Below are 11,844 nucleotides of genomic sequence, written 5' to 3' on the forward strand. Positions count from 1 at the left end.
CGTGAGCGCCGCGCGCGGGAAGCGCCGCGCGATCGTCGACCCCTGGCGCCAGGCGGTGCTGGACGGCTGGGGCATGGTCAATGCCCACCGGGCCTTCGGCCACCTGCCGGTACGGCTCTACGAGCTCGATCCGCGGGTGACCCCGCCGGAGGTGTGGGCGCGCATCATCGGTTCCGGCCTCGCCTACCACCCGAAGCGTCGCGCCGAATCCGAGGAGTGGGCTTGGGTTTTCGCGCACTGCCTGCTGCACGCCGGGTTCGGGCATCTGGATCCGCGCGGCGTCGACCCTCGCGACATCCTCACCGAGATCGATCTGGCCGAGAGCCGGGCCATCGACCAGGCCGAACCGCACCCCGCGTACCGCGCCGCCTGCTGCGCGGTGGTCGACCAGTACCTGGCCACCATGAAGATCGGGCGTCGGCCGATCGAATTCCCCAGCGCGCCGAGCCTGTCCGACGAGCGTGCGGCAGCGGCGCGCTGGCGCGACAGCGCCGTCCCCGTCGAGTACCGGCGCGACGACCCGCCGGACTTCCTGATCAGCGGCGCGGTCGCGGCCGAGCACGCCGACCATCAGGGGCGCTTCGCGGCGGGCATCGCCGCCGCCGCCCGCGACGCGCTGACCGTCGCGGGCGGGGAGGCGACGCCGGAGGGTCGTCGGCCGCTGCGGGCCTGGGACGCGGCGCTGAGCTGGTTCGTGTCTTCCTATCCGCTGCTCGGCGCGCTGGCGGCCGGGATGACGCTGGTCGCCGACGCGGATCTGGCGCGCGGCTGGGACATCGCCATCGCCGCCGTCAACGCCGAGGCTGCGGAGATCTACGTCAACCCACTGGCCGGATTGACCCAGGAGGAGTGGCGTTTCGTGCTCGCGCACGAAATGCTGCACGCCGCACTGCGACACGGCGAACGCGCGGGGTGGCGCGACCCGTACCTGTTCAACATCGCCTGCGACTACGTGGTGAACGGATGGCTGGCAGAGCTCGGGGTCGGTGTCATGCCCGAGGGACTGCTCTACGACCCCGCGCTGCAAGGCTGTTCGGCCGAGAAGGTGTACGACCGCATCGCGGTGGATCTGCGGCGGCTGCGCAAGCTGGCGACGTTGCGCGGGCGCGGTCGCGGCGACGTGCTCGGCGAACCGCTGCCGCATCCCGGCGGCGCCGGGCGCTATGTCGATCTGGACGAGTACTACCGCAACGCCCTGAGCACCGGCCTCGCCTATCACCTGAACAGCGGGCGCGGCTACGTCCCCGCCGCGCTGGAAGAGGCCATCCGCGCCATGGACCAGCCGCCGCTGCCCTGGGACGCGCAGCTGGCGCGCTGGTTCGACGAGCACGTCCCCGCCGCCGACAAGCGCCGCAGCTACGCGCGCGCCTCCCGCAGGCAGGCGGCGACGCCCGATATCCCGCGCCCCGCCTGGGTGCGGCCCAAGGAGACCGCGCGTCTGCCGACCTTCGGCGTCGTCCTCGACACGTCGGGATCGATGGATACGACGCTGCTCGGAAAAGGTTTGGGCGCCATCGCTTCCTACGCACTGGCCAGGGACGTGCCGCGCGCCAGAGTGGTCTACTGCGACGCCGCGGCCTACGACGCCGGATACCTGCCGGTCGAGGAGATCGCGCGCGGGGCGCGGGTGCGCGGCCGCGGCGGCACCGTATTGCAGCCGGGCGTGCGGCTGCTCGAACGCGCCGACGACTTTCCCGCCGACGGGCCGATCCTGATCATCACCGACGGTGCCTGCGATGTGCTGCGGGTGCGTCGTGAGCACGCCTATCTGATCCCGGCGGGCGCGTCGTTGCCGTTTCGTCCGAACGGGCCGGTCTTTCGTCTGCGGTGAGCGACGCGGGTGGGAGCTTCCGCGCTGGTTCGCCCGAACTCGGAGTCGTGAGAAAGGGCGCACTAACACCGTGTGAGATGCGAGCATGGAAGGGCTGTCTCACGATCGCCGCGGCGAAAGGTGGTGGGGTGTGGCCGAGTTCGTGCAGGAATACGCCGCATTGCGGTGGGCGGTGGTGGCGGCGTTCTTGGCGGCGTCCGCGGTCGTGGTGCTGCGGTTGGCCGGATCGGTTCTCGGCCGAGACCGAGCGGTCGATCACTGTTCAGGCGCGACGGGGCCGGACGCCGCGCCGCTCGGGCTCGCCGCCGCGCCATCGTCCGCGAATCAGCTTTCGGCCCTGTCACTTTCACCGACGATTCGCGCGAACCCTCAGGAATCGGATGCCGCTCATCTGGTCATGTGCCTGATCATGCTCGCGATGCTGATCTTTCCGGCCGGTGCGAACCCGCACGCAGTGCGCGGCGTGCTGATCGCCATGATGGTCGTGTTCGGTGCGCTGCTGGTGAGCCGGATCGTGGAATGGCGCGCGGCTCGTGGCGCGGTTACGGCGGGACAGGTCTTCGCGATCGGGTATCACGCGATCGCCGCGGCGGCCATGCTCTACGCGATGTCCGGCCATTCGGGCGGCGGTCACACGGGTCCCGCGCCGCTCGCGGCCCTCGCGCTCGCCGCGCTCTTCCTGGCGGACGCGGCCGCGGTGCTGTGCCTGCGCGGCGGCGGATGGCACCGGCTCGCGCACCCGGTCGGTGGCGGCTCGGCGGCCGTGGCGCCGCATGTGGTGATGGATCTCGGCACGGCGTACATGCTGGTCGCCGCCGTGCTGGGCGGCAACGCCGCGCTCCGGTGAGACGCCGTTAGCGGGGAACGCGCCGCTCGGAGCGACGGCGCCCGGCCGGGTCGCGATCAGAGCTCGACGACGGTGTCGGCGACGACCCGTCCGCCCAGGCGCACCCAGCCGTCGGAGTCCCACTCGGTGAACAACTGCGAGCCCTGACCCTGGGTGATGATCAGGCTGCGGCGCAGCAGTGCGGTGAGCGCGACGGCCGCCGCGCCGGTGGCTTCGTCCTCGGCGATACCCATGGTGGGGGCGAACATTCGCGACCGCACCGTCGCACGGTGCTCCTCGGTCCAGCACCACAGGTAGTGCGGTCCACCGGGGAACTCGTCGGGCCGCACCGTCTCCAGTTCGTCGACGCTGTCGAGCTGATGGAAGGTGAAGTCCGGCGTCCATTCGCCGCGGGCCTTGATCCACGTCATGCCCTCGGCCAGCTCGACAGCCACCGGACCGGCGGGCAGGTCGAGCACTCGCACCGGGATGCCCTGTTCGGCGAACCACCACGCGGTGCCGACCGACGGATGTCCGGCGAACGGGAGTTCGACGACCGGGGTATAGATCCGCACGCGGGCTATCTCGTCGACCGGATCCTCGACGACCACCGTCTCGCTGTACCCGGCCCGTGCCGCGAGGGCCTGCGCGTCGACGTCGCCGACGTCTTTCGCACGGGCGATGCCCAGTTGATTGCCGAGGCGTCCGGTCGCATCCGTGAATACGCGCACCACCTCGACCCGTGTGCCCATGGCTTCCGGTTCATCCTGTGTGCCCATGCACGCGAGCCTACCGGCTCTCACCGCTGGCTACTTGCTAGCAAATGTAGCCTTGGTCACTCTTCGGAGCGTCCGCCGAGGTGGCGAAACGACGGCGGTCCCGTCCGATGTGGACGGGACCGCCGGGTTGTCGCCGCGTCAGACCGACGCGGCGGCGAGCGTCTCGGTGGACTGCACGGCCTGACCGACGCCCGCCACGATGGCGGCGGCGCGCAGCGACTCGAAGATCACCTCGCGAGAGACACCGGCCTCACGCAGGGTGTGCTCGTGCGCCTCCAGGCAGTGGGCGCACCCGTTGATCGAGGAGACCGCGAAGGACCACAGCTCGAAATCGGCCTTGTCGACGCCGGGGTTGCCGATGATCTGCATGCGCAGACCGGCCCGCAGGTCGTCGTAGCGGCCGCCGAGGAACGCCTTGCCCCGATAGAACACGTTGTTCATGCCCATGATCGAGGCGGCGCCGAGCGCGGCGTTGTACGCCTCCGCCGACAGGACGTCGGCGGCCTCCTCGGCGATCTCGCGCAGGGTGGTCGCCGACCGGGTCGCGGCCGCCGACGCGAGCAGGGTGCCCCACAGCTGCTGTTCGTTCAGCACGGTGGTGCGCGAGATCGATGACAAGTTGAGCTTGAGGTCCTTGGCGTACTCGGGGAGGGAGTTCTTCAGGTTCTCAATGCTCATTCGACGCTTCCTCTGTGTGGATCGGGCCCCGCGCGCGGGGGACGTTCTCGATGACGCTCCCCGCAGGCGCGGGGATCGGGATCAGTTGGGGGACGGGGTGTTCCGAATCAGACGCTGGCGGCGAGGAGCTCGCCGGCGTTGATGGTCGGATCGCCCTTCTTCCAGTTGCAGGCGCACAGCTCGTCGGACTGCAGCGCGTCGAGCACGCGCAGCACCTCGTCGACGTTGCGGCCGACGGAACCCGCGGTGACCGAGACGAACTGAATCTCGTTGTTCGGGTCGACGATGAAGGTCGCGCGGTCGGCGACGCCGTCGGCATTGAGCACGCCGGTGGCGGCGGCCAGCTCACGCTTGAGGTCGGACAGGATCGGGAACGGGAGGGTCTTGAGGTCCTCGTGCTGCGCGCGCCACTGGAAGTGGACGAACTCGTTGTCCACCGAGGCGCCGAGCACCTGGGCGTCGCGGTCGGCGAACTCGTCGTTCAGCTTGCCGAACGCGGCGATCTCGGTCGGGCAGACGAAGGTGAAGTCCTTCGGCCAGAAGAAGACGATCCGCCACTTGCCCGCGTGGTCGTCGCTGGTGACCTGGGTGAAGTAGTCGTCAGGCTGCTGAGCGTCGACCTTCGACAGGTCACCGCCGATGACCGCGGTGAGGTTGTATGCCGGGAACTGGTCGCCGATGGTCAGCAGGGCCATGCTTTGTCTCCTCGTCCTTTGTGGGGTTTTGGGCGTGCGGAAGTTCTGCTGTGATCTTGCCTAAAGGCCGGTGAAAAGGTAAAGGTGATCAGTCGCACTAAACTGATAGGCGTGACTGATCAGACTTATCAGCCGACACTCTCGCAGCTGCGTGCGTTCGTTGCGATCGCGGAGTACCGGCACTTCGGTACCGCGGCCGCCCGGCTCAATGTGAGCCAGCCCACGTTATCGCAAGCATTGGCCGCGCTCGAAAACGGACTCGGGCTACAGCTGATCGAGCGCAGCACGCGTCGGGTCCTGGTCACCGCGGCCGGAATGCGCCTGCTGCCGAAGGCGATGGCGACGCTCGAGGCGGCGGATCGCTTTCTGGCCTCTGCCACCGGCGACGGGCTCGGCGGCACGCTGCGGATGGGGATCATCCCGACCGTCGCGCCGTACGTACTGCCCCGATTGCTGCCCGAGCTGTTCAAGCGACTGCCCGCGCTGGTGCCGCAGGTGGTCGAGGATCAGACCGCGCGCCTGCTGGAGGGGCTGCGCACCGGCGTGCTCGACGTCGCGCTGCTCGCGTTGCCCACCGAGAATTCGGGTCTGGTGGAGATTCCGCTCTACACCGAGGAATTCGTGCTGGTGACTCCGCGCGGGCACGAACTCGCGGGCCGCAAGGACATCGCGCCCGCGGTGCTCGGCTCGCTGCCCCTGCTGCTGCTCGACGAGGGGCACTGCCTGCGCGACCAGACCCTCGACCTGTGCCGCTCGGTCGACGTCCATCCCGGCGCCGTCGGCGACACCCGCGCCGCCTCGCTCGCCACCGTGGTGCAGTGCGTGGCGGGCGGACTCGGCGTCACGCTCATCCCCGAAATGGCCGTCGCCGCCGAAACCGCAAGGGGCACACTGGAAACCGCCCGCTTCGCCGACCCGGCCCCCGGCCGCACCATCGGCCTCGCCTTCCGCGCCTCCAGCGCCCGCAGCGAAGACTACGAATACCTCGCCGCCATCATCCGCGCGCAGCGGCCGATGTGAGGGATTCCCAGCGGTGCGGGCATTGACCGCCAGGCGTGGTGGCTGAGACGCTCGGCGGGTGCGGATTCACCACCTGAACTGCGGGTCGATGACGTTGGGCATGGTCGACCACTGCCTGTTGATCGAGACGGACACCGGGCTGGTCCTGGTCGACACCGGCTATGGCCTGGAGTGCGTGCGGGATCCCGGGCGGATGATGGGGCCCGCGCGATTCTCGTTGGGCGCCAAGCTGCTCGAACGGGAGACGGCCGTCCGGCAGATCCAGGCGCTCGGCTACGACCCGGCCGACGTCCGCGATATCGTGCTCACCCACCTGGATCTGGACCACGCGGGCGGGCTGGCCGACTTCCCGGACGCGACGGTGCATGTGCACGGCCCGGAACTGCGCGCGGCGACCTCCGCGAAGGGCTTGTTCGACAAGTTGCGCTACCAGCCCGCTCAGTGGGCGCACCGGCCGAAGTGGCTGACCAACGAGATCGACGGCGGCGCAGAGTGGTTCGGCTTCCGCGCGGTCCGCGACCTGCCCGGCCTGCCGCCGGAGATTCTCGTCGTCCCCCTGTACGGCCACACCGAGGGGCACGTGGGCGTGGCGGTCGACACCGGCGACGGCTGGTTGCTGCACGCGGGCGACGCCTTCTACGTCGGCAGCGAGGTCGATCCGGTGCACCCGCGGACCCCGTTGATCTGGCAGCTCCTGGAGCTGCGTTCACTGGGGTCGAGCGACTTCCGGGAGAACCGCGAACGGCTCCTCGAACTCAATCGGGCGCACGGCGGCGAGATCACCGTCTTCTCGTCGCACGATGCCGAGGCCTTCGCCCGGCTCGCTGGGCGGGGCTGACGCCGGTCCGTCCCTGTCGTGGAGCCGGGTCCTCGCCGCCGCCGACGATGCGGCACAGTTGGTGGGGACGGCGGAGAGGAGCTGTGGTGGACGGTGTCGGTGGTCATCCGGCTGGACGCTTAGCGCGGGTGTCCGTGTCCGAGCACGCGCTCTTCGTCTACGGCACCTTGCAGTTTCCCGAGGTCTTGCGCGAGCTGCTCGGCCGGTGCCCCGACCTGTCACCCGCCGAGTTGACCGGATGGCGCGCGGCCGCGCTGCCCGGCCGGGTGTATCCGGGCTTGGTACCGGATGGGCGAGCGACGGTGCGCGGCGTGCTGCTCTTCGGCTTGAGCGCGGGGGAGTGGGCGGTGCTGGACGCCTTCGAGGACGACGAATACGACTTGCGCCCAGTGGATTTCGGTGCAGAACGGGTCGACGACCTGCTGCGCCCCCACCCGGAGAGTTCCGAGGGCTGCGCGTTTGTCGCGTCATGCGCGGTGTGGACGTACGTGTGGACCGCCGAGGCGACCTCGGTGGAGTGGCGGGCCGAGGCGTTCGCCGCCGAGCACTTGAGCGCGTTCACCCTGCGGTGCGCGGGCTGGCGACGGTCGCTCGACCCGACGGGTTGCGATTCCTAGACGACCGGTCGTATATTTCTCGCATGGCACGACCGCGACGCAGTGACGACACCCGTCAGCTCCTGGTGGAGGAGGGCGCCGCGGGATTCCTGGCCAACGGCTATCACGGCACCGGCATCAAGCAGGTGCTCGACGCGGTCGGCGTGCCGAAAGGCTCGTTCTACAACTACTTCGACAGCAAGGAGAGCTTCGGGCAGGCGGTCATCGACTACCACTCCCGCTGCATCCAGCGGAATCTCGCCGAAGCGCTCGGGCCCGCACCGGATCCGGTGACCGGACTGCGGGCGTTCTTCGCCAGGCAGATGGGCGAGTTCGTCGAATCCGATTACACCGGTGGGTGTTTGATCGCCAACCTGGGCGGCGAGCTGGAGGGCAGCGAGACGCTGCGCGAATCGCTGTCCGGCGCGTTCCGCACGTGGCGCGACGGTGTGGCCGAGGCGCTGCACGAGGCGCAGGAACTCGGCCTGGTGCGCGGCGACATCGAGGCCGAGGAACTCGCCGACCTGCTGGTCGAGTCGTGGGAGGGGTCGGTCATCCGGATGAAGGTCGATCGCTCGCTGGAACCGCTGCACAAGTGTCTGCGGCGCCTCCTGGACGACTATTTCCGCCCCTGAACTCCGCTGCCCGCTTCGGCGGGCCGCTTCGTACCCATTCCAAGACGACCGGTCGTATCAAAAGAAGGGAAACAACATGTCAGCGAAAACGGTCATCGTGACCGGATCCTCCAGCGGGATCGGTCGCGATGTCGCCAGGGCGCTGGTCGCCCGCGGCGACAACGTGGTGATCAACGGGCGCGATCCGGACAAGCTCGCCGCCGTCGCCGCCGAGCTCGGCGCCCCCGAAAGGGTCGGCAAGGTGGTCGGCGACATCGGCTCCGCTGCAACGGGTTCCGCGCTGGTGCGGGCCGCGGTCGAGCGGTTCGGCCGGGTGGACGTACTGGTGAACAACGCCGGGATCTTCGGCGCCAAGCCGTTCGTCGACGTCACCGAAGCGGAGCTGGACAGCTACCTGAACGGCAACCTCAAGGGCACCTACTTCACCACCCAGGCGGTGGTGCGCAGGATGCGAGAGCAAGGCGGCGGCGGGAGCATCGTGAACATCGGCACCGTGCTGATCAACCACGCGCTCGCCGGGTTGCCCGCGTCCGCCGCGCTGGTCAGCAAGGGCGGCGTGCACGCGCTCACCACGAGCCTGGCGGCCGAACTCGCCGCCGAGGGCATTCGGGTGAACCTCGTCGCGCCGGGCATCATTCGCACCCCGTTGCACGGCGACGGCGACGAAAAAGCCTCGGGCCGTTTGGCTTTGCTCAACCGTATCGGCGAGGTCACCGAAACCACCGCGGCCGTCCTCTATCTGGCGGACGCCGAATTCACCACAGGTCACATCTTCCCCGTCGACGGCGGGTTCATCTCCGGGAGGGCAGCGTAATGCCGTACGTCAACATCAAGGTCACCGACGAAGGCGTCACCGTCGAGCAGAAGACTCAGCTCATCAAGGGCGTCACCGACCTGCTGCGGGATGTGCTCGGCAAGGATCCGGCGAGCACGTTCGTGGTGATCGACGAAGTGGCGCTGACCGATTGGGGCGTCGGCGGGATGAACGTGGCGGACTGGCGCGCACGGAATTCCTGAGCGCGGGCGCCCGGCGCGCGTGTGGTCGGACCGCGGTTCCGGCCACACGCCGCCGGGCGTCGGCGTATCCCGGTGTGCCGGAGGAAAGCGGCGGCACGGTGAGCGGATCAGGCACAGAATAGGACACTGAGTTGCGTTCCGGAGGGGCTCCGCGATCTCTCAGTGTCAGTGCACAATCCAGCTCGACGGAGGGGAGCTGCGATGCCATCGCTTTTGCAAATCACCACCCATTTCTTTCTTCAGGTCGCGGTCATCCTGGCGACCTACCGCCTGCTCTGGCCGGTGTTCCGTCGGTTGGGTCAGGTACAGGTGGTGGCCATCATGGTCGCCGGATTCGTTCTCGGACCGTCGATTCTGGGCCTGATCTGGCCCTCGGCGCAGGAATGGCTGTTCCCGGCCAAGCTCGCGGTGGGAGGCGCGAGCATCACGCACCCGAACCTGACCGCGATCTACGTCGTCGGCCAGCTCGGCCTGGTGCTCTACATGTTCCTGGTCGGCGCTTCGTTCAAGCTGGACATTCTGTCCTCGCATCTGCGCAAGGCGGGCGCCACCTCGACCGCGGGCGTGGCCGTGCCGCTGGCGCTCGGCGGCGCGCTCGGCTGGTGGATGGTCGGCGCGGGCGGATATTTCACCGACAAGGTGGAGCCTTGGCAGGGCGGGCTTTTCGTGGCGGCGGCCGTCGCCATCACCGCGTTCCCGATGCTGGCATGGATCATCTACGACTCGGGTCTGCTGAACACGCGCCTCGGCACCATGTCGCTGGCCTGCGCCGCCGTCGACGACGCGTGCGCGTGGGTCCTGCTGGCCACCGTCGTCGCCACCACCAAGGACAGCATGAACGGCGCGCTGCTCGCTATCGGCGGCGGACTGGCCTACCTGCTGTTCATGGTGTTCGTCGCGCGGCGCTTCCTGGCCAAGCTCGAGACCTGGCAGCCCAAGCGCGGCGACACCGAGCGCGCGGGCGGGCTGCCGATCGCGCAACTGTCGATCGTGCTGCTGGTGGTGCTGCTGGCCAGCTGGTTCACCGACTGGTGCGGGATCTACTCGGTATTCGGCGCGTTCGTCGCGGGCGCTGTGATGCCGCGCGGCAAGCTGCTCGACGCCATCCGGGAGCGTTTCGAGCCGCTGGTGGCCTACCTGCTGCTGCCCGCGTTCTTCATCTACTCCGGCCTCAACACCCAGCTCAGCCTGATCTTCGAGCCGGAGGTCCTGCTCGTCGCGGCCATCGTGCTGATCGTCTCGTTCGCGGGCAAGTTCGGCGCGGTCGGGCTCGCGGCGCGCTGGCAGGGCATGAGCAGGCGCGAGGCCGCCTCGATGGGCGCGCTGGCCAATGCCCGCGGGCTGATGGAGCTGATTCTGTTGAACATCGGCCTGAGCGCGGGGCTGATCAGCGGCGAGCTCTACACGATCCTGGCGCTGATGACGATCATCACCACGTTCGTGGCGACGCCGGTGCAGCGGATCTTCGAGCGCGGCGCGTGGAAGGCGGGTCTGGTCTTCGGACCGGACGGTGAGCAGCCGAAACCGGAGACGGCGGGCAAGGAGCCGGGCGGTGAGCCGGAGCGCTCCGGCGATCCCGCACCCGTCACCACCTGAGCGCCGGCACCGTTTCGGTACTCGCCCGGCTGACCGCCGAGCGCGGAAAAGACGAATCGCACCGGCGCCGAGGAAGTCGAAAATCCTTGGCGCCGATGCGATTCGGCGTATTTCGGGAGCCTAGTGCTCCGCGCGCAGCGCGTGCGGCTCGATGGCGCCGCGCACCAGCGCGCGACCGTCGATGGTCTCCGCGCGGTAGGGCAGGGTGGCCAAGCGGTCGACCATGCCGGGCACCGGATCCCCGATCGAGTCGACCAGACCGAACAGGAACGACCACTCGTGCTCGTCGCTGCCGTAGTGCACGACCGTGCCGAACTGCTCGTGGAAACGCTTCCAGGACCGCTCGAGGGTCTCGTTGCGCCACATCGTCGCGCAACCGGCTTGCGCGCTGAGCACGCCGCCCGGGGCGAGCAGCGCTCGACATCGGGACAGGAACTCCGACTCGTAGAGCCGGTTGTGCTGCGCGTCCTCGACCCGCTCGTCGGGCAGATCGATCACGATGACGTCGTAGCGAGTGCCCGCCTGCTGGGCGTTGGCCAGGAAGTCCCAGCCGTCGGCGTAGTGCACCGTGACCGGGCCCTCGCCCGCGACCGCCGCGGCGAGCTCCTCGGTGGTGTAGCCGTAGGGCAGGTGCTCGGCGCACAGCTCGACCTCGAGCTGGTCGATGTCGACATGGTCGACGTGGGTGGCACCCGCGGCCACCGACATCTGGCTCGCGACGCCCTCGCCGGAGCCGATGATCAGCACTTTGTCCAGCTTCTCGGCCAGCACGAAGGCGGGCACCATCATCGCCTCGTGGTAGGTCAGCTGGGAGAATTCGGTCGACTGGCGGTCGTCGTCGGAGAACAGGCTGATGCCCTGTTCGGTGCGCGCGATGACCATGTGCTGGAACGGAGTATGGGTGTCGACGATCACATCGTGCAGATCCCAGATCCGGGTCAGGCCCGCGCCGACCGGCTCCTCGATCTTCTGCGCGCCGTGCCCGCGCTGAATGACCTTCATGCGAACGTCTTTGGGGGACAGCTTATCCCGCAGCATCTCGACGGCCTTCGTCGCGCCCGCGCCGATGCTGCCGCAGGTGAAGACGTCGACGAAGATGTCGCCGGACTCCGGATAAGTGTGAATCGAGGCGTGGGACTCCGACAACAGCGCGAGGACGGTCACCCCCTGCGGATCGAACTTCTTGTGAACGACATCGCAGATGGTGACGCCCGCCGCGATCAGAGACTCACGCAACGCCGATTCGAGTCGTTCGAGATCGTCGCAGAGATCTGCGTCGACACCACCGAACTCGGCCAGCACGTGCCAGCCGGTGAATTCCGCCGTCATAGGC

The 11,844-nt window shown here is 68.9% G+C and carries 13 protein-coding genes; 9 read left to right on the top strand and 4 right to left on the bottom strand.

Annotated elements, in window-relative coordinates; translation table 11 throughout:
• Window position 1 precedes the first annotated feature (1 nt).
• Both AC3ERS_RS26700 and AC3ERS_RS26705 read left to right on the top strand, forming a co-directional pair.
• Window positions 2–1,831, top strand: a complete 1,830-nt coding sequence (locus tag AC3ERS_RS26700; protein WP_431970846.1) for a vWA domain-containing protein — start codon at window positions 2–4, stop codon at window positions 1,829–1,831.
• A gap of 130 nt (window positions 1,832–1,961) precedes the next feature.
• A complete protein-coding gene (locus AC3ERS_RS26705; RefSeq protein WP_431970847.1) occupies window positions 1,962–2,678 on the top strand; it encodes a DUF5134 domain-containing protein in 717 nt (238 codons plus the stop codon).
• A gap of 56 nt (window positions 2,679–2,734) precedes the next feature.
• On the opposite strand, the gene AC3ERS_RS26710 is transcribed toward AC3ERS_RS26705, so the two are convergent.
• The 3 genes from AC3ERS_RS26710 to AC3ERS_RS26720 form a co-directional block, all read right to left on the bottom strand.
• Window positions 2,735–3,409 (bottom strand): PhzF family phenazine biosynthesis protein, encoded by a 675-nt coding sequence (locus AC3ERS_RS26710; protein WP_431970985.1) that lies wholly within the window; start codon window positions 3,407–3,409, stop codon window positions 2,735–2,737.
• 165 nt (window positions 3,410–3,574) lie between these two features.
• Complete coding sequence (gene ahpD / locus AC3ERS_RS26715; protein WP_431970848.1) at window positions 3,575–4,114, bottom strand: alkylhydroperoxidase, AhpD family; 540 nt, start codon at window positions 4,112–4,114, stop codon at window positions 3,575–3,577.
• Window positions 4,115–4,221: 107 nt separating this feature from the next.
• On the bottom strand, window positions 4,222–4,809 hold the full coding sequence (locus AC3ERS_RS26720; RefSeq protein WP_431970849.1) for a peroxiredoxin: 588 nt from the start codon (window positions 4,807–4,809) through the stop codon (window positions 4,222–4,224).
• A gap of 111 nt (window positions 4,810–4,920) precedes the next feature.
• On the opposite strand from AC3ERS_RS26720, the gene AC3ERS_RS26725 reads away from it, so the two are divergent.
• The 7 genes from AC3ERS_RS26725 (at window position 4,921) to AC3ERS_RS26755 (ending at window position 10,511) form a co-directional block, all read left to right on the top strand.
• Window positions 4,921–5,829, top strand: coding sequence for a hydrogen peroxide-inducible genes activator (locus AC3ERS_RS26725; RefSeq protein WP_431970850.1), 909 nt, complete (start codon window positions 4,921–4,923; stop codon window positions 5,827–5,829).
• A gap of 58 nt (window positions 5,830–5,887) precedes the next feature.
• Complete coding sequence (locus AC3ERS_RS26730) at window positions 5,888–6,667, top strand: MBL fold metallo-hydrolase (protein WP_431970851.1); 780 nt, start codon at window positions 5,888–5,890, stop codon at window positions 6,665–6,667.
• A gap of 128 nt (window positions 6,668–6,795) precedes the next feature.
• Window positions 6,796–7,284, top strand: coding sequence for a gamma-glutamylcyclotransferase family protein (locus AC3ERS_RS26735; protein ID WP_431970852.1), 489 nt, complete (start codon window positions 6,796–6,798; stop codon window positions 7,282–7,284).
• Between the two features lie 23 nt (window positions 7,285–7,307).
• Complete coding sequence (locus AC3ERS_RS26740) at window positions 7,308–7,898, top strand: LmrA/YxaF family transcription factor (protein ID WP_431970853.1); 591 nt, start codon at window positions 7,308–7,310, stop codon at window positions 7,896–7,898.
• Between the two features lie 76 nt (window positions 7,899–7,974).
• A complete protein-coding gene (locus AC3ERS_RS26745; protein ID WP_431970854.1) occupies window positions 7,975–8,712 on the top strand; it encodes an SDR family NAD(P)-dependent oxidoreductase in 738 nt (245 codons plus the stop codon).
• A complete protein-coding gene (locus AC3ERS_RS26750; protein ID WP_431970855.1) occupies window positions 8,712–8,915 on the top strand; it encodes a tautomerase family protein in 204 nt (67 codons plus the stop codon). The genes AC3ERS_RS26745 and AC3ERS_RS26750 overlap by 1 nt, the downstream gene beginning before the upstream one ends.
• A 201-nt stretch (window positions 8,916–9,116) precedes the next feature.
• Window positions 9,117–10,511: a cation:proton antiporter gene (locus AC3ERS_RS26755; protein WP_431970856.1), complete on the top strand. Its 1,395-nt coding sequence runs from the start codon at window positions 9,117–9,119 to the stop codon at window positions 10,509–10,511.
• Between the two features lie 120 nt (window positions 10,512–10,631).
• Here the strand turns inward: AC3ERS_RS26755 and speD are convergent, their stop codons facing one another.
• Window positions 10,632–11,840 carry an adenosylmethionine decarboxylase gene (speD, locus tag AC3ERS_RS26760; protein WP_431970857.1) on the bottom strand — a complete coding sequence of 403 codons (1,209 nt, stop codon included), beginning with the start codon at window positions 11,838–11,840 and terminating at the stop codon, window positions 10,632–10,634.
• Between the last annotated feature and the right edge of the window lie 4 nt (window positions 11,841–11,844).

The organism is Nocardia sp. bgisy134, from assembly GCF_057708325.1.

Bases quoted from the DNA above. Each gene is read 5' to 3' on its own strand.
- AC3ERS_RS26720 (WP_431970849.1), bottom strand. From the start codon at position 4,809: ATGGCCCTGCTGACCATCGGCGACCAGTTCCCGGCATACAACCTCACC.
- ahpD (WP_431970848.1), bottom strand. From the start codon at position 4,114: ATGAGCATTGAGAACCTGAAGAACTCCCTCCCCGAGTACGCCAAGGAC.
- AC3ERS_RS26710 (WP_431970985.1), bottom strand. From the start codon at position 3,409: ATGGGCACACGGGTCGAGGTGGTGCGCGTATTCACGGATGCGACCGGA.
- speD (WP_431970857.1), bottom strand. From the start codon at position 11,840: ATGACGGCGGAATTCACCGGCTGGCACGTGCTGGCCGAGTTCGGTGGT.
- AC3ERS_RS26745 (WP_431970854.1), top strand. From the start codon at position 7,975: ATGTCAGCGAAAACGGTCATCGTGACCGGATCCTCCAGCGGGATCGGT.
- AC3ERS_RS26740 (WP_431970853.1), top strand. From the start codon at position 7,308: ATGGCACGACCGCGACGCAGTGACGACACCCGTCAGCTCCTGGTGGAG.
- AC3ERS_RS26755 (WP_431970856.1), top strand. From the start codon at position 9,117: ATGCCATCGCTTTTGCAAATCACCACCCATTTCTTTCTTCAGGTCGCG.
- AC3ERS_RS26750 (WP_431970855.1), top strand. From the start codon at position 8,712: ATGCCGTACGTCAACATCAAGGTCACCGACGAAGGCGTCACCGTCGAG.